Source organism: Bacillus sp. FG16 (assembly GCF_057809515.1).
Genome location: NZ_JBMDKC010000006.1, coordinates 25618 through 46573, shown reverse-complemented (window position 1 = coordinate 46573; position 20956 = coordinate 25618). Strand labels below are relative to the sequence as shown.

At 35.2% G+C, this 20956-nt stretch carries 21 protein-coding genes and 1 pseudogene; 15 read left to right on the top strand and 7 right to left on the bottom strand.

Features of this window, described 5'->3' with window-relative positions; all coding sequences use genetic code 11:
- Positions 1-98 precede the first annotated feature (98 nt).
- Complete coding sequence (locus ACODS7_RS04035) at positions 99-905, bottom strand: GNAT family N-acetyltransferase (RefSeq protein ID WP_029443042.1); 807 nt, start codon at positions 903-905, stop codon at positions 99-101.
- Between the two features lie 152 nt (positions 906-1057).
- Here ACODS7_RS04035 and ACODS7_RS04030 point away from each other — a divergent pair, with 152 nt between their 5' ends.
- The 6 genes from ACODS7_RS04030 to ACODS7_RS04005 all read left to right on the top strand — a co-directional run bounded on the left by ACODS7_RS04030 (position 1058) and on the right by ACODS7_RS04005 (position 7589).
- Entirely contained in the window at positions 1058-1261 is a 204-nt protein-coding gene (locus ACODS7_RS04030) for a hypothetical protein (RefSeq protein ID WP_000810192.1), read from the top strand.
- Between the two features lie 443 nt (positions 1262-1704).
- Positions 1705-2493 carry a helix-turn-helix domain-containing protein gene (locus tag ACODS7_RS04025; protein ID WP_029443041.1) on the top strand — a complete coding sequence of 263 codons (789 nt, stop codon included), beginning with the start codon at positions 1705-1707 and terminating at the stop codon, positions 2491-2493.
- A gap of 169 nt (positions 2494-2662) precedes the next feature.
- Positions 2663-4276: a long-chain fatty acid--CoA ligase gene (locus ACODS7_RS04020; protein WP_029443040.1), complete on the top strand. Its 1614-nt coding sequence runs from the start codon at positions 2663-2665 to the stop codon at positions 4274-4276.
- Positions 4277-4399: 123 nt separating this feature from the next.
- Positions 4400-4975, top strand: a complete 576-nt coding sequence (locus tag ACODS7_RS04015; protein WP_001093334.1) for a biotin transporter BioY — start codon at positions 4400-4402, stop codon at positions 4973-4975.
- Between the two features lie 66 nt (positions 4976-5041).
- The gene (locus tag ACODS7_RS04010) at positions 5042-6505 is read left to right on the top strand and encodes an acyl-CoA synthetase (RefSeq protein WP_029443039.1); all 1464 of its coding nucleotides are present in this window, start codon (positions 5042-5044) and stop codon (positions 6503-6505) included.
- The gene (locus tag ACODS7_RS04005) at positions 6498-7589 is read left to right on the top strand and encodes an acetyl-CoA C-acyltransferase (protein WP_029443038.1); all 1092 of its coding nucleotides are present in this window, start codon (positions 6498-6500) and stop codon (positions 7587-7589) included. The genes ACODS7_RS04010 and ACODS7_RS04005 overlap by 8 nt, the downstream gene beginning before the upstream one ends.
- 8 nt (positions 7590-7597) lie before the next feature.
- Here the strand turns inward: ACODS7_RS04005 and ACODS7_RS04000 are convergent, their stop codons facing one another.
- Positions 7598-8179, bottom strand: a complete 582-nt coding sequence (locus ACODS7_RS04000) for a DUF6434 domain-containing protein (RefSeq protein ID WP_029443037.1) — start codon at positions 8177-8179, stop codon at positions 7598-7600.
- A 103-nt stretch (positions 8180-8282) separates the two neighbouring features.
- Here ACODS7_RS04000 and ACODS7_RS03995 point away from each other — a divergent pair.
- Positions 8283-8726 (top strand): annotated as a pseudogene (locus ACODS7_RS03995) (NUDIX hydrolase).
- A gap of 43 nt (positions 8727-8769) precedes the next feature.
- On the opposite strand, the gene ACODS7_RS03990 reads toward ACODS7_RS03995, so the two are convergent.
- Positions 8770-9972 carry a serine-tRNA(Ala) deacylase AlaX gene (locus tag ACODS7_RS03990; RefSeq protein ID WP_029443036.1) on the bottom strand — a complete coding sequence of 401 codons (1203 nt, stop codon included), beginning with the start codon at positions 9970-9972 and terminating at the stop codon, positions 8770-8772.
- A 137-nt stretch (positions 9973-10109) separates the two neighbouring features.
- Between ACODS7_RS03990 and ACODS7_RS03985 the strand changes: the two genes are divergently transcribed.
- Both ACODS7_RS03985 and ACODS7_RS03980 read left to right on the top strand, forming a co-directional pair.
- Positions 10110-10517, top strand: a complete 408-nt coding sequence (locus ACODS7_RS03985) for a hypothetical protein (protein WP_000965149.1) — start codon at positions 10110-10112, stop codon at positions 10515-10517.
- A 67-nt stretch (positions 10518-10584) separates the two neighbouring features.
- On the top strand, positions 10585-11823 hold the full coding sequence (locus tag ACODS7_RS03980; RefSeq protein ID WP_088114281.1) for an MDR family MFS transporter: 1239 nt from the start codon (positions 10585-10587) through the stop codon (positions 11821-11823).
- Positions 11824-11922: 99 nt separating this feature from the next.
- On the opposite strand, the gene ACODS7_RS03975 is transcribed toward ACODS7_RS03980, so the two are convergent.
- On the bottom strand, positions 11923-12309 hold the full coding sequence (locus ACODS7_RS03975) for an Hsp20/alpha crystallin family protein (RefSeq protein ID WP_000516738.1): 387 nt from the start codon (positions 12307-12309) through the stop codon (positions 11923-11925).
- A 123-nt stretch (positions 12310-12432) separates the two neighbouring features.
- Positions 12433-12555 (bottom strand): small acid-soluble spore protein P, encoded by a 123-nt coding sequence (locus ACODS7_RS03970; RefSeq protein ID WP_000517654.1) that lies wholly within the window; start codon positions 12553-12555, stop codon positions 12433-12435.
- A gap of 121 nt (positions 12556-12676) precedes the next feature.
- Here ACODS7_RS03970 and ACODS7_RS03965 point away from each other — a divergent pair, with 121 nt between their 5' ends.
- Both ACODS7_RS03965 and pdaB read left to right on the top strand, forming a co-directional pair.
- A complete protein-coding gene (locus ACODS7_RS03965) occupies positions 12677-12940 on the top strand; it encodes a hypothetical protein (protein ID WP_001146295.1) in 264 nt (87 codons plus the stop codon).
- Positions 12941-12986: 46 nt separating this feature from the next.
- Positions 12987-13712: a polysaccharide deacetylase family sporulation protein PdaB gene (pdaB, locus tag ACODS7_RS03960; RefSeq protein WP_043936425.1), complete on the top strand. Its 726-nt coding sequence runs from the start codon at positions 12987-12989 to the stop codon at positions 13710-13712.
- Between the two features lie 41 nt (positions 13713-13753).
- Here the strand turns inward: pdaB and sspO are convergent, their stop codons facing one another.
- Positions 13754-13903, bottom strand: a complete 150-nt coding sequence (gene sspO, locus ACODS7_RS03955) for a small acid-soluble spore protein SspO (protein ID WP_029443033.1) — start codon at positions 13901-13903, stop codon at positions 13754-13756.
- A gap of 291 nt (positions 13904-14194) precedes the next feature.
- Between sspO and acnA the strand changes: the two genes are divergently transcribed.
- Positions 14195-16918, top strand: coding sequence for an aconitate hydratase AcnA (gene acnA / locus ACODS7_RS03950; protein WP_000238552.1), 2724 nt, complete (start codon positions 14195-14197; stop codon positions 16916-16918).
- Positions 16919-17035: 117 nt separating this feature from the next.
- Positions 17036-18670, top strand: coding sequence for an ABC transporter ATP-binding protein (locus tag ACODS7_RS03945; RefSeq protein ID WP_243168271.1), 1635 nt, complete (start codon positions 17036-17038; stop codon positions 18668-18670).
- 38 nt (positions 18671-18708) lie between these two features.
- Here the strand turns inward: ACODS7_RS03945 and ACODS7_RS03940 are convergent, their stop codons facing one another.
- Entirely contained in the window at positions 18709-18966 is a 258-nt protein-coding gene (locus tag ACODS7_RS03940) for a hypothetical protein (protein ID WP_001083876.1), read from the bottom strand.
- A gap of 252 nt (positions 18967-19218) precedes the next feature.
- Here ACODS7_RS03940 and ACODS7_RS03935 point away from each other — a divergent pair, with 252 nt between their 5' ends.
- Both ACODS7_RS03935 and ACODS7_RS03930 read left to right on the top strand, forming a co-directional pair.
- Complete coding sequence (locus ACODS7_RS03935; RefSeq protein WP_000269065.1) at positions 19219-19794, top strand: TlpA family protein disulfide reductase; 576 nt, start codon at positions 19219-19221, stop codon at positions 19792-19794.
- Between the two features lie 115 nt (positions 19795-19909).
- Positions 19910-20857 carry a 3'-5' exonuclease gene (locus ACODS7_RS03930; protein WP_029443031.1) on the top strand — a complete coding sequence of 316 codons (948 nt, stop codon included), beginning with the start codon at positions 19910-19912 and terminating at the stop codon, positions 20855-20857.
- The last annotated feature ends 99 nt before the right edge of the window (positions 20858-20956 follow it).

Genomic DNA, 20956 nt, shown 5'->3' with positions numbered 1-20956 from the left:
CGTAACAAATTTAGTTTGAATATTCAAATGATTAACGGGATAGAAAAGGAATTGTCATAAAATGTTTAAAAATGTAACGGAAGGAGAAAGAAAGTAAATTATATGTCTTTTGCAGTCCATATCGATTTCGTATAAGCGATTTTCATATGGGCACGTTCCATATTATTTTGACTGCCGCTACCGAACCTTGCTTGTCCAACTATTAAAGTACAATTGGATTCAATAGCTGTCTTAATTCGTCTTTGAATTAATGCAGTGTGACAGCCTTTACGCTGAAATTCTGGCAAAGTAGCAGACGCAGTTAATGATGCGACACCTTTATTTATATACAGGACACCAATACCAGCAGGGATATTTTGAACTGCAGCTATGAAAAAATGCCATCCTGGTTCATTGTAAAGAATTTCGTTATTTTGGCGAACAGCATCTTTTGTAAAGGATGGCATATTAAATCCACGTACATATATGTCTGCAAAAATATCAAATTCATTTTCTTTTAGTTTTCGTATTGTAATATTAGAAGGAAGAAGTGATGAATCCTCTCTCGGTATACTATACAAAGCAGTATGGAAGCTAGATTGGTAAAAACCTTTTTGAGATAAGTATTGAAATAATTCAGGTGTACCTTGTGCTGGGGTAATTTCAAAACGACAAGGGATTTGTAGTGATTCATAATAAGAAATGATTGCATCAATCGCATCTGCATTTGTAATACCTTTTACCGTATTAAAAGCAGGACCGGCAATTATTTTTGATGAAAAGGCAGTGGCACTACCGAACTTTTTCATTTGCACTTGCATTGGATTTCCGATTATTGCTTGTAGTCCCTCTAATCTAGAAGAGAGCATATCAATTTCTGCATTTTCAATTTCTGTTGCTATATCGAGTGTCATAACAGTAGTCATAAAATTCCTCCATTAATAAATATCTTTCATAGTACATATACGATTTTTGTTTTGAGATTCCTGTTGTAATGTAAGAGAATAAGAAGTTTTTTGGAAGGGAAATGGAATTGAACTGTCGAAGGGAGTAGAAACAGATTAAAGGTGGTGCTCTCATGAAACAAAAAGCCGTGCAGACATGCTCTAATTGTGGTTCTCAAAACATAGGAGAAGGTGAGTTTGTCGGATATGCACAAATACGGAAAAAGGAAACGATGTTCACATCTTCACCGGTGGATGCTTATATTTGTACAGATTGCGGGAATATTCTTCTATTAAAAGTACGACATTATGAAAAGTTTAAGCAGAAGCCGTTATGATTATTGAGTAGTGGTTTTATTAGAAAAGTTAATAAGAGTAATATTTTACATATATATGAGTATGCCTCAGATAAAGAGATGAAAACATATACTGTACATAGTTCGTTATATGACACATAAAAATATATAGAAGAAATTGTGAGGCAGTAGGAGGAAGAAAAAACAGCTCCTCTTGGAATATTTCATATTTAAAACTCTTTTAAATGAATAAAGGAGTTTTTTTGTTTTTTATAACAATATTTACCTTTAATTGTTATAATTAGTTATTGAGAGAGGGTGGTTTATTAACGCCATAATCATAGAAGAATAATAGCTAAATCGTATACAAAACCACTATATAACACATTCGCAACCGTAAGTTGACAAAGTGCAACCGCGGGAAGATAGAGATAAGGGGAATGTTTACATACAATTTAGGTAAGAAAACAAAGGGGGACACACATATGGGATTTGGTGAAAAGCTTTTTAAATTAAGAAAGGAAAAGGGCCTTTCTCAAGAAGCATTAGCTGAAAAATTAAATACAACAAGGCAAGCGGTTAGTAAATGGGAAAACGGTCAAGGTTTTCCTGAAACTGAAAAGTTAATAATGATTGGAAATGTATTTGAAGTATCACTTGACTATTTATTAAAAGAAACTGCTGAGCAAAGTAACGAAAAGGAAAATGGTTATTATGTAAGTAAGGAAATGGCAGAAGGGTATGTAGTGTATGGACAAAAAATTTCTAAATATATTGCATTAGGATTTAGCTTGCTTATTTTATCTACAATACCGTACTTATTATTTAAAGAAAATGCAACAATGTCTACGTTTCTTGTCATTATCATTGCAGTGCTTGGGATCGGAGCAATGATGGCATCTGTAACGATAGAAGAGAGTCGATACAATGTATTGAAAAAGGAAGAACTACTATTTGATCAAAACTTTCTAAAAGAATTGACCAAAAGATATGCGACTATTAAGAAGAAGTATACGGCAGTAGTGATCGTTGGATTTTGTTTTATTGCAGCAGGAGCGATACCGTTTTTATTTGAGAAAAAACGAATTACTTCAGGAGAACTCGTACAGTATTATCCTTATTGTGTTGTACTTATTGCTATCGGAGTTTATCTTTTTGTACGTGTGTTAGGAGTGTTAGAGACGTATCGGATTTTAGTAGAAAATAAGGAATACAGTAATCGTTTTATTTTTAAATTGAAAAAGAAAGTAAGGAAAAAGGTAGATAGTTTATAAAAAATAAAAAACATGTTTCGAATCAATGTATTCAAAACATGTTTTTTATCGTTCTGAATTATTTCCAAAGAAATAATTCAGAAAATACAGAAAAATGTCGTAATCATTTGTAGAAGTCTGTTATAATAAACGAAAAAATGAAAACGTTTTAAAGGGGGACATAACCAATATGATGATGAATGTACCGCTAACAATTAGTTCTATGATGGAAAGAGCAGAGAAACTGTTTTCGAAGAAAGAAATTGTTTCACGGACACATGATACAGTTACAACGTTAACGTATAAGCAGTTAGGGGAAAGAACGAGAAGACTTTCCAGTGCGTTGAAAAAGCTTGGAATTAAAGAAAGTGAACGTGTAGGAACGTTAGCGTGGAACCATCATCGGCATGTGGAAGCGTATTTTGCTATTCCAGGTATTGCTTCTGTTTTGCACACAATTAATATTCGTTTATCTCCTCAACATATTTCATACATTATTCAGCACGCAGAAGATCGAATTTTACTTATAGATGAAGATCTCGTACCACTTGTTGAAAATATTCAATCACAATTATCAACTGTACAAGCTTACATTATTATGACTGATAAAGATGAACTCCCAAATACGGCGCTGAAGCCTGTATATCATTATGAAAAGCTATTAGAAGAAGGCGATCCAAATTTCCAATTTGTAAAAGATATTGATGAAAATACACCTGCTGGTATGTGTTATACGTCAGCGACTACAGGAAATCCAAAAGGTGTTGTATATACGCATCGTAGTACTGTATTACACTGTATGGCACTCGGTTTAGCTGATACAGCTGCTTTATCGGAAAGTGATGCAGCAATGGCAATCGTCCCGATGTTTCATGTGAACGCTTGGGGACTTCCTTTTGCGGCTACTTGGTTTGGATCAAAACAAGTTCTTCCTGGACCGATGTTTACTCCGAAAATTTTATTAGAGATGATTCAATCAGAAAAAGTGACGTTAGCTGCTGGTGTGCCGACAATTTGGCTCGGTGTATTACAAGAGTTAGAAAATAATAGTTATGATTTATCTAGTATGACGAGAATACTATGTGGTGGTGCAGCCGCGCCGAAAAGTGTTATTAAAGCATTTGAACAGAAACACAATGTTCCGTTCATACATGCATATGGTATGACTGAAACGAGTCCACTCGTAACACTTGCACGTTTAAAAAGTTATGAAACGGAATTATCGTATGAAGAGCAACTAGAAACTCGCTCCAAACAAGGATATCTTGTACCTGGTGTCGAGATGAAAGTAGTCGGTACAAATGGTGAAGTGAAGTGGGATGGTACTGAGATGGGAGAATTATGTTTACGAGCACCTTGGATCGCTGAAAGCTATTATAACGATGATCGTACTGTCGAAGGTTTTCGCGATGGATGGTTATATACTGGTGATGTTGTCACAGTGGATGAGGAAGGTTGCGTGAAAATTGTTGACCGTACGAAGGATGTTATTAAAAGCGGGGGAGAATGGATTTCTTCGGTCGATCTTGAAAATGCTTTAATGGCACATGATGCTATATTTGAAGCGGCTGTCGTTGCAGTTCCTCACCCTCAGTGGCAAGAGCGACCAATTGCCTGCGTTGTTCAAAAGAAAAATAGTACGGTTACAAAAGAAGAAATATATGAGTTTTTAAAACCACAGTTTGCGAAGTGGTGGTTGCCAGACGATATTGTCTTTATGGAAGAAATACCGAAAACATCTGTTGGGAAGTTTTTAAAACAGGCGCTTCGGAAAGAACTGGAGCATTTGCATAGAGAGAAATAAGTGAACTTCTATTTGTAAACTCTAATACATTAAAGGTTGACAAAAGAGGGGTGGAAAGATAATATAATTTTTGTGATATGTTATCTAAAAACAATTTTAAGTTTACAAATAGGAGAAGCAAATATGAATACAAAAAATTTAGTTTTCGTCGCTTTATTTAGTTCTATTATGGGAGTGTTAGGGTTAATACCTCCGATTGCTCTTTCTATTACACCAGTTCCAATTACATTGCAATCACTCGGTGTTATGCTTGCGGGTGGGTTGTTAGGATCACGTTTAGGTGCGTTAAGTCAGCTTATTTTCTTACTTATTGTAGGAGTTGGAGCACCATTACTTGCTGGTGGACGCGGTGGCCTTGGTGTATTTGTTGGACCAAGTGCAGGATATTTACTTGGTTACATCATTGGGGCGTTTGTTATTGGTTATTTAATTGAGCGTTTACGTGAAGTTTCTATTATAAAAGTATTATGTATTAATATAATTGGTGGTATTTTCGTAGTTTATGTATTTGGTATTACTGTACAAGCGTTCTTAATGGATGTTTCTGTATGGGAGACAATGAAAGTGAGTGCTGTGTTTTTACCAGGGGATTGTATAAAAGCAATTATTGCGGCAGTTCTCGTAACAAAATTACATCGTTCATTGAAACATATTATTACGCCCGCTTTAAAGAATGGAAAATATACAAATGCGGGATGATAAAGGGAAGAAACACGTTAATTGCGTGTTTCTTTTTATTATTTTTGTAAAGAAAGGACGTCTCATATGGGGATTACAAAAGAATATAAAAAGCATGCCTCTTTACAACCAAATAAAATAGCGATAAAGGAAAATGATAGAGTTTTAACATATAAAGAGTGGTTCGAATCAGTTTGTAAAGTAGCAAGCTGGTTAAATGAAAAAAAATCGAAGAATAAAACGATAGCAATCCTATTAGAAAATCGTATAGAGTTTTTACAACTATTTTCTGGTGCCGCTATGGCCGGGTGGGTTTGTGTTCCGTTAGATATAAAGTGGAAACAAGATGAGCTCAGAGAAAGAATTGAAATTAGTAATCCGGATATGATTGTGACAGAACCATATAAGGTGAATGATCTATTGGATGAAGAAGGAAGAGTAATTGAAATTGATGAGTGGAAAAGAATGATAGAGAAATATCTTCCTACATATTCCACTGTAGAAAGTGTACAACATGCTCCTTTTTATATGGGATTTACATCAGGATCAACAGGAACAGCAAAAGCATTTTTACGTGCACAACAATCGTGGGTTCATAGTTTTGATTGTAATGTACATGACTTTCATATGAAAAGGGAGGATTCGATTTTAATAGCTGGGACGCTCGTTCATTCTCTTTTCTTATACGGGGCAATAAGTGCATTATATGTAGGACAAACGGTGTACATTATGAGAAAGTTCATTCCAAATCAAGTACTAGATAAGTTAGAAACTGAAAATATATCAGTTATGTATACAGTTCCGACAATGCTTGAATCTTTATATAAAGAAAGTAGATTAATAGAAAATAAAGTGAAAATTATTTCGTCAGGAGCGAAATGGGAAGCTGAAGCGAAAGAAAAAATAAAGAATATATTTCCTTATGCGAAAAGATATGAATTTTATGGTGCATCAGAGTTAAGTTTTGTAACAGCACTAGTCGATGAAGAAAGCGAAAGAAGGCCAAATTCAGTAGGAAAACCTTGTCATAATGTGCAAATTCGAATATGTAATGAAGCAGGCGAAGAAGTACAAAAAGGTGAAATAGGAACTGTTTATGTGAAAAGTGATCAGTTTTTTATGGGATACATAATAGATGGGGTTTTAACACGGGAGTTGAATGCAGAAGGCTGGATGACAGTGCGAGATGTAGGCTATGAAGATGAAGAAGGCTTTATATATATTGTTGGTAGAGAGAAGAATATGATTTTATTTGGAGGAATTAATATTTTCCCAGAAGAAATAGAAAGTGTATTACATGAACACCCAGCTGTAGATGAAATAGTTGTAATTGGTGTGAAAGATAGTTACTGGGGTGAAAAGCCCGTCGCGATCGTAAAAGGAAGTGCTACAAAGCAACAATTAAAGAGTTTTTGCTTACAACGATTATCTTCGTTTAAAATACCGAAAGAATGGCATTTTGTAGATGGAATACCTTATACAAATAGTGGGAAAATCGCTCGTATGGAAGCAAAAAGTATGATTGAAAACCGGGAGAAGATATATGAATAGAGCGGTTATTGTAGAAGCGAAAAGGACGCCCATTGGTAAGAAGAATGGGATGTTTAAAGATTATGAAGTTCAGCAATTAGCAGCGCCGCTTCTTACGTTTTTAAGTAAAGGAATTGAGAGAGAGATAGACGATGTTATATTAGGGAATGTTGTTGGACCGGGAGGGAATGTTGCAAGATTATCTGCTTTAGAGGCAGGACTTGGCTATTATATTCCTGGTGTAACGATTGATCGGCAATGTGGTGCTGGATTGGAAGCGATTCGCACCGCATGTCATTTCATTCAAGGCGGGGCAGGTACTTGTTATATCGCAGGAGGAGTAGAGAGTACAAGTACGTCACCTTTTCAAAAAAGAGCACGATTTTCACCTGAAACAATTGGTGATCCTGACATGGGAGTAGCGGCTGAATATGTTGTGGAGCGTTATAACATAACGAGAGAAATGCAAGACGAGTACGCTTGTCTTAGTTATAAGCGGACACTGCAAGCGTTAGAAAAAAGATATATACATGATGAAATATTTTCTTTTAATGGATTATTAGATGAATCTATAAAGCTAGAAATGAATTATGAACGAATCATTAAAAGAACAAAGCCCGCATTTTTACAAAATGGTACAGTAACGGCAGGTAATTCATGTGGTGTAAATGATGGGGCATGTGCCGTTCTTGTTATGGAAGAGGGGAAAGCTCGGAAATTAGGTTATAAACCTGTTCTTCGTTTCGTTCACAGTGCTGTGGTTGGAGTGGATCCTAATCTCCCGGGAACGGGTCCAATATTTGCGGTGAATAAATTATTAAATGAAATGAATGTAAAGGTAGAGGACATCGATTATTTTGAAATAAATGAAGCGTTTGCTTCAAAAGTTGTAGCTTGTGCAAATGAATTACAAATTCCTTACGAAAAATTAAATATAAATGGTGGTGCAATTGCGCTCGGTCATCCGTACGGTGCATCTGGATCTATGCTTGTAACACGCTTGTTTTATCAGGCGCAAAGAGAGTCTATGAAATATGGAGTTGCTACATTAGGAATTGGAGGTGGGATAGGGATTGCGCTATTATTTGAGAAAGTAGAAGACTAGCGAGGTAACTAGTTTTCTACTTTTTGAGGAATATAAACATTACTACCAGGCTTCGCTTTCATTTCGTTCCAAGCAGCAATCGCATCAGCTTTTGCTTTCCCTTTATTATTTGGATCTTCGAAAAAGTCACGAGTAAAGCGATTGTATTCAAATTGTGCACCGATAGTTGTTTTGTATGTAGGGTCTTTTTTTCGTTCGTTTTCTTCATGCCAAAAAGCTACCGCGTCTTCATATGTTTTTCCAACATTCTCTTTGAAAAATTTTTGAAGAGCTACTGTAAAGCGGAAGTTTGCTCCGATTTTTTCTTTGAAAAAAGCACGAACATCTTCGCTACAGCGGTGATTTTTAGTAATAATCGTTTGAAGAGAAAGGTCTTTATAGGATAGGGAAGCTTTAGTAACCTTTTGAACAGAGCTGTTTTTTAATATTTTACCAGTAGTTAAATAATGTGAGATACGCTCGGTTATCTCGATCTTAGAGCCACTAGCTGGAAAATCATGTTCACGACAAAATGTTTGCAGTTCTGCTTTTAACCAATAATAGTTTTGGAAATCTTCAAGTGATATAGACTTAGTTAAAGGTGGACGCATGAATATAACAACTTCTTTCTTCCATAATTTCCTTTAATTATAAAACGTATGTTCTTTTTGTGGAAGGATTAATTTGTAAATTTAATAGGGAAGGAGATTATATATGGAAAATGTAATGCAAGTTCGAGTTACGGGAATTTTAATTGAAGATGAAAAAGTATTGCTAGTAAAGTAAAGAGTTGCTAATAGAAATTGGTCTTTACCTGGAGGAAGAGCAGAGAATGGCGAAACGTTAGAGGAAGCAATGATTCGAGAAATGAGAGAAGAGACAGGGTTAGAAGTTAACATTCAGAAGCTACTCTATGTTTGTGATAAACCAGATGCTCGCCCGTCTTTATTACATATAACGTTTTTGCTTAAAAGGATTGAAGGTGAAATTATGCTACCTTCTAACGAGTTTGATCATAATCCAATTCATGATGTGCAAATGGTGCCGATTAAAGATTTAAGTCATTATGGTTTTTCGGAAACTTTTATCAATCTTATAAGTGAAGGTTTTGTAAATGCAGGGAGTTATCAAGGTTTGAAACAAAATATAGGTCTGTAAATATAGGGGAAGGATAGCCGTTCGCTATCCTTCATAACATGTTTTAAACTGCTGACTGTAAAGAAGAAACAAGCTGATTTAAAAATTCATCTCCGCTCATAATTGCTTTCCCGCCACCGCGAGCACTCTTCTTATTTCCGCCACCTTTTCCTTCGATTGTAGGAAGAGCGTCTTTTAAAAGAGCATTCATATCGAGTGATACTGATTTTCCGCAAGCGAGAATACATTGTAGTTTGTCATCATTTTCGATGACGAAATACGTAATTGCATGCTCTTGTTGTTCTGTAATAATAGCGGAAAGCTTTGCGATTTCTTGCATAGAACGATTTGTAAATACTTTAGAAATAAGTATGTCAGCATGAATTTTTATAGGCTGTAGAAGTAGTTCATTTGCCTCTGCAAATAATAATTTTTCATTCATTGTTTGTATTGCTTTTTCGTTTTCTTTTTGAGAAGTAAGCAGTTGCGCCACTTTTGCTGGAATATCAGTTTCGCTACTGTTTAATTGTTTAGAAACATCTTTCATAATTTGTTGCTGTTGTCCCATTAATTTAAGTGTACGCCAACCAGCGATAAACGTTAAGCGTATACCACCTTTATTGCGCTCCCATCCTAGTACTTGAATAGGACCAACTTCACCAGTTCGTTTCGGATGCGTTCCACCACAGCCGTTGTAGTCAAAGTTTTCGATAATAACAACCCGTATATTTTCTGTCATAGTCGGTTCTTTACGAAGGGGCAACGTTTTCGCTTCTTCTAAGTCCATCCACTGGATGCTGATTGGATGGTTTTCAAAAACAATTTTGTTTGCAATTTGTATTGCTTTTTCAACCGTTTCTGCATGAAGATTTTCTGTTTCTAAATCAATTGTTACTGTTTCTTTACCAAGATGGAATCCAATTGTAGGCATGTTAAAATGGTCCCAAAAAGCAGCAGATAAAATGTGCTGAGCTGCATGTTGTTGCATATGATCAAAACGGCGCTCCCAATTGATTTTACCTTCTACGTCTTCTGTATGTAATTGTTCTGCAATGTAGTGACGAATTTCTCCGTTTATCTCTTCTACATTGATTACATTGATATCATTTAATGTACCAGTATCATATGGTTGTCCGCCACCTGTCGGATAAAATGCTGTTTCATTCAAAACAACGTATAAGTTACCGTCTTTATCATAATCTTGCTTTATAATTTTAGTAGTAAAGTCTTGCTTATAAGCGTCAGTGTAATATAATTTGTGCTCCAATTTTCTTTCTCCCCTCGCATTAACTAGTTTCATTGTAATGCAATTGAAATTAGTTTCCTAATATTTCAGAAGAAAGAAACTATTTTTAGAATTTTCTTGCTATAATAAGGGAAAGAAAATGCGGGGGTGGAATAAATATGTTATATGAAAACGGCGTAGATAAACTGCTTAGTTTAAGTAGAAATATTTCCGAATTATATCGAGAATTAAACGAAATGACCCGGATTTTAACGGATTGTAATCGAGAAAGTGTGAAGTTTGATCGATTATATGTAAAAGAGTTACTTTGGAAGAAAGAAGATGTAATAGAGAAATATGACCAGCTACTTGTACAACTTTGTATTAACGAATGCTTTGATCTAAAAAGTGTCATTACAGGGGAATATAAGTATACATATGAAGAAGTAGAAAACATAGTTTTACAATTTAATGAAAAGTATAATGTCGCAATCTTAATTAAAGATGTGTGTAAAGAATTACAGTTCACATATGGAATTGATATGGACATAACGAGAACAACTCGGGTATCAACAGCTCAAGTATAGAAAAAGGAAAAGAAAGCAGATCCTTTGCTTTCTTTTTTTTGTGAAAATAGAGAGAGTAGGTTTAACGATGAAGGGGAAGTTACAGCATATTCATCCGCTTGGAATGAGTATTATTTTAGGGACATTGTTTGCTAGGTTTGCAACTTCAATGAGTATCCCTTTTTTAGCGATTTATTTAACGACTGTTAAAGGTGTATCAGCTGGAATGACTGGTGCTATTATCGGAACGAGTGCACTTGTTGGTGTTTTTGCTAGTTTTATCGGAGGGAATTTATCAGATCGATTTGGCCGGAAAACGATTATGCTCTGGTCCATGATCGTTTGGGTTTTTGTGTTTATAGGTTTTTCACTTGCGGATCATGTTTTAAGTTTCTTTTTATTAAACGCTTTAAATGGATTATGTAGGTCGTTTTTTGAGCCAACATCAAGAGCATTATTATCAGATTTAACAAAGCCTGAGTATCGGTTACTCGTCTATAACTTACGATACGGTGCAATAAATGTTGGAGTTGCAATTGGACCAATTGTTGGATTACAGATTGGAAGTGCAAAATCAACAATTCCTTTTTTAGTAGCAGCTGGGGTATATATTCTATATACAGTTATATTAGCGTTCCAATTTAAGAAGTATCCAATGGAAAAAAAGAAAGTGAGTACAGAAAAACCTGTTACAATGCTAAATGCAATACGTATATTGCGAAAAGATATAGTATTTTTAGTTGCTTTAGTCGGTATTATTTTGAGTAATTGCGGTTTTTCACATTTAACGACGACAGTATCTCAATATTTTGCAAATGCACATATATTTGAGGATGGGGTGAAGCTATTCTCATATATGCTCGCTTTAAATGCAATTGTTGTAGTGATTATCCAATACCCTGTTATTCAAATGTGCAAAAAGTATACACCGTTAACATCAATTATGGTTGGGACTTTATTTGTGAGCGGGGGATTATTTGGCTTTGGAATAGTAGAATCTATGCTAGGTGCTGCCGTTTGTACAATTATTTTTACAATTGGAGAAGTCTTAATGTTTTCGATGACGGATGTATTTATTGATGATATTGCTGTTGCACATCTAAAAGGAACATACTTCGGTGCGATGGGCTTTTCGGGAATTGGAGCAGTAATAGGTCCGTGGTTCGGAGGAGTACTTCTCGATTACTACGGGTACCAAAATGGATTTATTGTCTTTTCAGCGCTAGCTATATTTTCAACTGTAGCATTTCCTGTGCTTGTAGTTACAAAGGGTTTATTGAAAAAAAGAGATGATAGAAATTGTAATTTAGAATTACATGCGAAATAAAATAAGCCCCAGCAGACGACTGGGGCTTATTTTTGTATTCATCCCGCTATTTGTATTTGCGGGCAGTAAAACTCCTATTGATTAAAGTTTCACTTTATTTTAATTCTCAATTTGAAAAAGAACTTTTTTTTCATGTTTATTAGCAACTTCATTTTTCGAAATATGAATGGCTAAATATCCATTCTCTAAGCAGGCCAGCATCTTCTTGTAAATAATAGTAGCGGGTAAAGGAATGATCCGCTGCAAAGAACTATTATTATGAAGTATGCAAATATTTAGGCCTGTCTCCATCTTTTTAATAACTACATTTTGTTCGGATACATTTGGTACATCTGTTTCCAAAATATACTCTTGTTCAGTTTCACAAAGGTCAATATGAATTTGATTTGGGAAACTAAAGTTACTACAAGAATCGGAACAAAATTGATCCATCCATTCTTCGAAACCATCAACATGAAAAAGACAATCCTTCTTTTTCTTGCCCATGTAAGACACCCTCCGTAAAATCTCAATTCATATCATGTTATGCATGAATGAAACAGAGGTGAAGAATAAATGATGAAATACAAACATTTTATGTTGAATGTGCATGGTATGTGAATGTTTTTATTACATATCATGATGTGAATGTTTTTTTTGGCGTGAATGGTTACGGTTTTTTACTTTATGAGATCCGCTTAATGGTTCAGGTTGTCCTTGTTTTTCTTTTGATTCACGGTTGTTTTTACCCATTGTATATGACACCTCCTCTTTCTTTTTAGAATGAGAGAAGTTGGCGATTTTATACGAGAATGTTTTTAGAAAAAAAGGTAAAGATAAAGGGGACTAACAATTATAGAAAGGGGATTATATAATGCCATATCATAAAGATAAGCAACAAGCCTTTCAAGCGGCACAGCAAGGAGTTACACAAGCAGAAAATGCATTTAATAATATTGTGAAAAATGACCCTAACTACGGTCATGATTTAAAAGAGTTACGCCAAGAGGTTCAGGAAGCATATGAACAAATTCAAAATGCACTAGAGGTAGCTTCAGAAACACAACGTCCACAACTTGAGCAATATGAAAATAATCTCCAAAATATAATGCGAAATGTAGATCAATTAGAAAAGTAAATAAGGTTGTTGTCTATTCGACAACCTTGCTGCTTTAGTGAACGTTATGTTAAAACAGAAAATTCTTTTAATAGTTTTTTCTTTATTATGCGCAGTACATATATTTCAAGTGGAAAAAGTGGAAGCGAAAATGTTGCTCAGAAAAGAGTTAGAACCAACTGGTTATGTAACATGGGAAGTACCTAATAATGAAAAAATCATTGCAATTACATTTGATGATGGGCCAGATCCAACGTATACACCACAAGTTTTAGATTTATTACGTCAATATAAGGCGGAAGCGACATTTTTTATGATTGGATTTCGAGTTCAGCGTAATCCATATTTAGTGAAGCAAGTGTTAAAAGAGGGACATGAAATTGGAAATCATACGATGAATCATTTGTACGCAAGTAATTCGTCAGATGAAAAATTAGAAAATGATATTTTAGATGGAAAGAAATTTTTTGAAAAATGGGTGAAAGAACCTTTGCTATTCCGTCCTCCTGGCGGATATATTAACGATGCTGTATTTAAAACAGCGAAAGAGGCTGGCTATCAAATTGTTCTATGGTCGTGGCATCAAGACCCACGTGATTGGGCAAATCCAGGGGTTGAATCCATTGTAAATCATGTAGTGAAAAATGCTAAAAGTGGCGATATTGTATTGTTACATGATGGAGGAAATGATCGTAGTCAAACGGTAGCAGCGCTAGCAAAAATTTTACCTGAGCTGAAAAAGCAGGGCTATCGATTTGTAACGGTTTCGGAATTACTACGTTATAAACATTAGAAAAAATCCCAAAAGGAAAATAGACCTTTTGGGATTTTTCTTTACTGGTTCTTTTTACGTTTCTTATTATTTTGTCGCTCTGCTGGAGTTAAAGGCTCGTTTGCAAATTCTTCATTGTAACCAGTTCCTTGTCCTTGTGCAGATGCAGGATTCATTCCTGAAATAGTATGATTTGCTTTTCTTTTACCCATTTTATTTCACCTCTATAATATTTTTTGTATGTTGAATGATGAGCAGTTCATAGTATGTATGAACTGTAAGTAAACCGCTAATAGAGCACTTTACTTTATGATAATAGTATTCATAAGGAGCATGAAAGCTATTCAAATTTAGAAACATAAAGAAAACTTATGATAATCTATAAGTTTCTTATTATTTACTTATTTAGAAAGTTGTAATAAGATATTATCGTAAGGTATTGAAAAGTTTGTCTACATTTTATATTCAGACAACTTAGTCACGTTTAACAGGGGGGAAACATAATGGTCAAACATAATCCATTTCAATCACGTGCAACTTTTGAAGTAGATGGAAAAACGTATCATTATTATGATTTGAAAGCGCTTGAAAATGCAGGGGTTGGCAACGTATCTCAATTACCATATTCCGTGAAAGTTTTACTTGAATCAGTACTTCGTCAAGTAGATGGACGTGTAATCACAGAAGAGCATGTTACAAATTTAGCGAAATGGGGAACGAAAGATGTGCAAGATATCGATGTTCCATTTAAACCATCTCGTGTAATTTTACAAGATTTCACTGGTGTTCCAGCTGTTGTTGATTTGGCTTCGCTTCGTAAAGCAATGGCAGACATGGGTGGGGATCCTGACAAAATTAATCCTGAAATTACTGTAGACCTTGTAATTGACCACTCTGTACAGGTTGATAGAGCGGGTACGGCAGACGCGCTTGCATTCAACATGGACTTAGAGTTTAAACGTAATGAAGAACGTTATAAATTTTTAAGCTGGGCACAAAAATCATTTGATAACTACCGTGCAGTTCCACCAGCTACAGGCATTGTACACCAAGTAAACCTTGAATATTTAGCACCAGTTGTTCATGCTGTGAAAAATGCTGAAGGTGACTTAGTTGCATACCCAGATTCATTAGTTGGAACAGACTCACATACAACAATGATTAACGGTATCGGCGTTCTTGGATGGGGCGTTGGTGGTATTGAAGCAGAAGCAGGAATGCTTGGACAGCCTTCATACTTCCCAGTACCTGAAGTAATCGGTGTGAAATTAACTGGCACACTTCCAAGTGGTACTACGGCAACAGACGTTGCATTAAAAGTAACACAAGTATTACGTCAAAAAGGTGTAGTTGGTAAATTTGTTGAGTTCTTCGGTAATGGACTAAAGAGTATGCCTTTAGCTGACCGTGCAACAATTTCAAATATGGCACCAGAATACGGCGCAACTTGTGGATTCTTCCCAATCGATGATATTTCATTAGAATACTTACGTTTAACAGGTAGAGATGAAGAGCAAATTCGTATTGTTGAAGAATACTGTAAAGCGAACGGTTTATTCTATACAGCAGACAGTAAAGATCCAATCTACACTGATCTTGTTGAAATTGATTTAAATACAATCGAATCTAACCTTTCTGGACCGAAACGCCCACAAGATTTAATTCCACTTTCAGATATGAAAGATGCGTTCCACAAAGCTGTATTAGCACCAGTTGGAACACAAGGGCTTGGATTTAATGAGCAAGAGTTCGATAAAGAAGTGAAGGTTACATTAGAAGATAAAGAAGTAACGATGAAAACAGGTGCAATTGCAATCGCTGCAATTACAAGCTGTACAAATACATCAAACCCATACGTATTAATTGGGGCAGGTCTAGTTGCGAAGAAAGCAATTGAAAAAGGACTTGTAGTACCTGAGTACGTAAAAACATCATTAGCACCAGGATCTAAAGTTGTTACTGAGTACTTAGATAAATCAGGTTTAACAACATATTTAGACCAATTAGGTTTCCAAACAGTTGGTTACGGCTGTACGACTTGTATCGGTAACTCTGGTCCATTAGCGCCAGAATTAGAAGAATCAATCGCAGCAAACGACTTACTAGTAACATCTGTTTTATCTGGTAACCGTAACTTTGAAGGTCGTATTCATCCTCTTGTAAAAGCAAACTACTTAGCATCACCACCACTTGTTGTGGCATATGCACTTGCAGGTACTGTTGATATTGACCTGAAAAATGATGAAATCGGTAAAGATGCAAATGGCAATGCTGTTTACTTCAACGATATTTGGCCATCAGCTAAAGAAATTGAAGATGTAGTTCAAAGTGTTGTTACATCTGAACTGTTCAAGAAAGAATATGCACAAGTATTTAACAGCAATGAGCGTTGGAATGAAATCCAAACTTCAAACGAAGCTTTATATACTTGGGATAATGATTCAACATACATTCAAAACCCACCATTCTTTGAAGGTTTATCTAAAGAGCCAGGTGAAGTTGAAACGTTATCAGGTTTACGCATAGTTGGTAAATTTGGTGATTCTGTAACGACAGACCACATTTCACCAGCAGGTTCAATTGGTAAGCACACACCAGCTGGACGCTACTTATTAGAAAACGGCGTACAACCAGTTGACTTTAATTCTTACGGTTCTCGTCGTGGTAACCATGAAGTTATGATGCGTGGTACATTTGCAAACATCCGTATTAAAAACCAAATCGCACCAGGCACAGAAGGCGGATATACAACATATTGGCCAACTGGTGAAGTAACATCTATCTATGATGCTGCTATGAAATATAAAGAAGATGGAACAGGTCTTCTAGTTGTTGCTGGTAAAGATTACGGTATGGGAAGTTCTCGTGACTGGGCTGCGAAAGGTACTAACTTATTAGGTATTAAAGCAGTAATCGCAGAAAGCTTCGAACGTATTCACCGCAGTAACTTAGTGTTAATGGGTGTATTACCACTTCAATTTAAAGATGGCGAAAGTGCTGAAACGTTAGGTCTTGTTGGTAACGAGTCATTTGAAATCCAAATTGACAAAACAGTTAGACCACGCGATCTTGTAAAAGTAGTTGCAACTGATTTAGATGGCAACGAAAAACAATTTGAAGTAGTAGCTCGTTTCGATAGTGAAGTTGAAATTGATTACTACCGTCACGGTGGTATTCTGCAAATGGTTCTTCGTGAGAAAATTGAAGAGTCAAAAGTGTCGAACTAAATAATTGAAATGAAAAATAAGGAAGCTAACAATAGTTAGCTTCCTTATTTTATGGAAAGGGATGAAACCATATGGTTTCATCCCTTTCTTTTTACTACGAAAAGTGGAGGGAACGTCATGAAAGAATATAAAAGAATATTGTTGCCGTTACGAAAAGAGAAAATATTAGTAATGGCAGCTGTATGTAGTGGGATAATTGCTGCCATTTTAAACTTATCACGCCCAATTTTCATGGGATTAATTGTAGACAATCTTATTCAAAGGGAGCTAAAAGGTGCGTATTTATATATAGCTTTGTTTGCGGGTATTCGCTTTTTAATGTGGACGAACAATCTTTTATTTGATTATATAAGCTCAAAAGCGAGTCAACGTATATTACAAACGAAACGTATAGAATTATTGCGTCACTATTTCTCATTACCGTTTGAAGAGAGCGAGAAGATTAAGCAAGGGGAGTTAGAAACTTTGGTCGTATCTGATATTCCGAACTGGGTCAGATTATATGGTTCTATATTAATAGAGTATATACACGCTATTGCCCAATTTATTGGAGCTTTCATAGCACTACAACATATAGATATACAGTTTATATTGTGGGTAACTCCGTTTTTATTTTTAAGTGCAATTGTTCCAATACTGATGGGAGAAAAGGTAAGGGATATTGCAAGCATTGCTCAAAAAAATCAATCGAGTGTTGTAGAGATGGTGTCACAGTTTGTAAAGGCTATACAAGATTTACGTAGTTTACAAAAAGAAAAATGGGCCATTCGCTTATTTAAAGGAGTAACGGCACAATCTTATAAATCGGAAGTAAAGAAGACGATGATGCAACATTGCATTGGAGTAGTTGGAACAGTGATTGAAACAGGAGCATATATCGTTGTTCTCATTGTAGGCGCACAAAAAATAATGAAAGGGGAAATGGAAGTTGGTTCACTCGTTGCAGTGTTAGCTACAATTGAAATGCTCTTTTTCCCAGTCCGTTACGTGGGCGATTTATTAATGATGACACAAGTTGCAGTCGCTTCGGCAAATAGAGTTTTTTCCTTTTTAGATAAAAGAATGGCAGATAGTAATGTAGAAAGAGCGATGGGGATGAGGATAACAAATGTTTCATTTCAGGAGAATGATAAAGAGAAATGCAGAATTCATAATATTGATTTGCAAATTCGTCCTGGTGAACTCGTTATTATTGTGGGAGAAAGCGGTGCAGGAAAAACAACGCTTTTAAAATTAATGACAGGTTTGTATAAACCATCTAACGGTAGTGTTGTTTATTATGGTCAAAAGGCTCGAATGACTACAGTGTGGCAAGAACCTCGTTTCTTTCGGACGACAGTAAAAGAGAATATGTATTTCCGGGAGGAGTATTTAGAAAACGAATTAGAAAAAAATATTGACCTTATAAATATGAAGCCGATAATTAGAAATTTACCTAAGGGGATTCAAACTGTACTACATAAAAGTGGAGAAGAGCTTTCGGGAGGAGAAAGAAAACGTCTTGCATTATTACGAGCAATTGGTTCAAATCCGAATCTTATTATTTTAGATGAACCGACTGCGGGGTTAGATCCGAGTAATCAAGAAACTGTTTGGAATATGATTGAAGGACTAGGAAGAGATGTAACGAGAATTGTGGCAACACATGATGTAGAGAAAGTGATACTAGCGGATCGTGTTGTCATAATGAGAGAAGGAAGTATTATTGCATGTGGAAGTCCTGAAAAATTAATAAATAGTCATTCATTTTGAAAGAGATGTGAATAAAGATAAGAGCAGTGCCCTTATCTTTATTCAACATCATTTATTTGATATTGGATAGATTCTGAATGATTTAGATCTACATTAAAAGTAGCAGTCATAAGGAAAGTTGCAATTCCAAGGATTAAGAAAAGGACGAATGAGACTAGAGAGATATAAAGACAAATACGCCCTACTTTCTTCTTTTCAAGATCGTTACTAAAGAGTGAAATGATCCATGTAATAATACCGATTGGGTATAAAAGAAAACTAAGAATATATAATGTTATTTTTTCGAATGAATTCATAAAAAATCCCCCTTTTGTTGAAGTTTATATAACTACGAAAGTAAAAAGGTGAATGGGCCCATTAGAAGATAAACAACACCTCATCTGTTTTTCTAATTATATGATAAAAAGGAAAAGATTACACTTTAAATAAGAATATTCTAATTATTTAGACTCTGAATATTTCCAAGCTTGTCCGTATAAGCTAAAATAAGGTATATAGTATTTGAGTAATTAAGTTATAAGAAGATAAATACGTTAGGGTGATATAACATGTGGCGGAAGCTTACGATTATTGTAGTGTTACTTTGTTTAGCGGGATATGCAGCTTATGAACAGTTTGGTAAAAAAGAGCAGGTGGTACAAGGGGAGCAAGAACAAAGTGAAGCTGCTATGAAAGAGATGATTGCAAGTAATGGTATTGAAATAGGAAAGAGTGCGCCAGACTTCGAATTAACGAAGTTAGATGGAACGAATGTAAAGCTATCAGATTTAAAAGGAAAGAAAGTGATTTTAAACTTTTGGGCAACGTGGTGTGGACCTTGCCAACAAGAAATGCCGGATATGGAGGCTTTCTATAAAGAACATAAAGAAAACGTAGAAATTTTAGCAATCAACTATACGCCTTCAGAAAAAGGTGGGGGGGAAGAAAAGGTAAGCAATTTTGCTAAAGAAAAAGGAATTACTTTTCCTATTTTATTGGACAAGAACATTGATGTGACAACAGCGTATAAAGTAATTACGATTCCAACTTCGTATTTTATAGATACAAAAGGTGTCATTCAAGATAAGTTTATTGGGCCGATGACGCAAAAAGAGATGGAGAAAAGGGTTGCTAAATTAAAATAATGGTGAAAAGGTAGAGGTGGAGAGTTCCCATTTCTGCCTTTTCTTTTTCAAGTAGTAATAACTTCATGATATGATGTAAGAAATATAATCGTTTAGAGATAAAGGAGTGTATGGAGTGGGGAATGTATCCTTACCGTTAGATTATGTTGTAATTGATTTTGAAACAACAGGATTTAACCCTTATAATGATAAAATTATTCAAGTTGCAGCGGTGAAATATCGTAATCATGAACTGGTAGATCAATTTGTTTCATACGTGAATCCAGAGCGGCCAATTCCGGACCGAATAACGAGTTTAACCGGTATTACCAATTATCGTGTTTCAGATGCACCGACGATTGAAGAGGTATTACCTTTATTTTTAGCATTTTTACATACAAATGTTATTGTGGCCCATAATGCTTCTTTTGATATGCGCTTTTTGAAAAGTAATGTAAATATGCTAGGGCTACCTGAACCTAAAAATAAAGTAATTGATACTGTATTTTTAGCGAAGAAATATATGAAGCATGCGCCTAATCATAAACTTGAAACGTTAAAGCGAATGCTTGGCATTCGTTTAAGTTCTCATAATGCATTTGATGATTGCATTACGTGTGCTGCTGTTTATCAAAAGTGTGCAGCTATTGAAGAAGAAGGACAGAGAAAAGTAAATAAGGTCTCACTTGATGAAATCGTAGTATACGAAGCGGTGAAAGAAATGCTTGCACGTAATAAACGTAATGTAGAATGGCTACGTTGTATGAACGTAGGAAGTTATTTAGATATAAAAGCTTTTTATCCGGTTATGAGAGTAAAGGTAACAGGACGAAAGAAATATGTATTAACAGAGATATTAGAAGATGATGTGAAAGAAATATGTACAAGCTTAAAATGTGAACCAGCGTTAAAAAGTGAAGTTGGTAATACGAGAATTATGCTTAATAGCTTAGAGGATGTTACGAAATTAGAAAGTTATATTTTAGAACAGTATGATTTTGTATTACAGGCGCTTCATGATTATAAAGAAAATGAAATGAATGCAGATGAAAAGTTGAAAGAGTATTTAAATATTATGGTATGAAAAACTCCGTGTGCAATATATTGTACACGGAGTTTTTTTAGGAGTACTAAAACATAAAATTTTCTTACAAATCTGATTAAAGAGTTTTTCGTTTGCTCA

Bases quoted from the DNA above. Each gene is read 5' to 3' on its own strand.
- ACODS7_RS03935 (WP_000269065.1), top strand. From the start codon at position 19,219: ATGTGGCGGAAGCTTACGATTATTGTAGTGTTACTTTGTTTAGCGGGA.
- ACODS7_RS03965 (WP_001146295.1), top strand. From the start codon at position 12,677: ATGCCATATCATAAAGATAAGCAACAAGCCTTTCAAGCGGCACAGCAA.
- ACODS7_RS04035 (WP_029443042.1), bottom strand. From the start codon at position 905: ATGACTACTGTTATGACACTCGATATAGCAACAGAAATTGAAAATGCA.
- ACODS7_RS03970 (WP_000517654.1), bottom strand. From the start codon at position 12,555: ATGGGTAAAAACAACCGTGAATCAAAAGAAAAACAAGGACAACCTGAA.
- ACODS7_RS04010 (WP_029443039.1), top strand. From the start codon at position 5,042: ATGGGGATTACAAAAGAATATAAAAAGCATGCCTCTTTACAACCAAAT.
- ACODS7_RS03980 (WP_088114281.1), top strand. From the start codon at position 10,585: ATGAAGGGGAAGTTACAGCATATTCATCCGCTTGGAATGAGTATTATT.
- ACODS7_RS04005 (WP_029443038.1), top strand. From the start codon at position 6,498: ATGAATAGAGCGGTTATTGTAGAAGCGAAAAGGACGCCCATTGGTAAG.
- ACODS7_RS04030 (WP_000810192.1), top strand. From the start codon at position 1,058: ATGAAACAAAAAGCCGTGCAGACATGCTCTAATTGTGGTTCTCAAAAC.
- ACODS7_RS04025 (WP_029443041.1), top strand. From the start codon at position 1,705: ATGGGATTTGGTGAAAAGCTTTTTAAATTAAGAAAGGAAAAGGGCCTT.
- ACODS7_RS04000 (WP_029443037.1), bottom strand. From the start codon at position 8,179: ATGCGTCCACCTTTAACTAAGTCTATATCACTTGAAGATTTCCAAAAC.
- acnA (WP_000238552.1), top strand. From the start codon at position 14,195: ATGGTCAAACATAATCCATTTCAATCACGTGCAACTTTTGAAGTAGAT.
- ACODS7_RS03985 (WP_000965149.1), top strand. From the start codon at position 10,110: ATGTTATATGAAAACGGCGTAGATAAACTGCTTAGTTTAAGTAGAAAT.
- ACODS7_RS04020 (WP_029443040.1), top strand. From the start codon at position 2,663: ATGATGATGAATGTACCGCTAACAATTAGTTCTATGATGGAAAGAGCA.
- pdaB (WP_043936425.1), top strand. From the start codon at position 12,987: ATGTTAAAACAGAAAATTCTTTTAATAGTTTTTTCTTTATTATGCGCA.
- sspO (WP_029443033.1), bottom strand. From the start codon at position 13,903: ATGGGTAAAAGAAAAGCAAATCATACTATTTCAGGAATGAATCCTGCA.
- ACODS7_RS03975 (WP_000516738.1), bottom strand. From the start codon at position 12,309: ATGGGCAAGAAAAAGAAGGATTGTCTTTTTCATGTTGATGGTTTCGAA.
- ACODS7_RS03940 (WP_001083876.1), bottom strand. From the start codon at position 18,966: ATGAATTCATTCGAAAAAATAACATTATATATTCTTAGTTTTCTTTTA.
- ACODS7_RS03945 (WP_243168271.1), top strand. From the start codon at position 17,036: ATGAAAGAATATAAAAGAATATTGTTGCCGTTACGAAAAGAGAAAATA.
- ACODS7_RS04015 (WP_001093334.1), top strand. From the start codon at position 4,400: ATGAATACAAAAAATTTAGTTTTCGTCGCTTTATTTAGTTCTATTATG.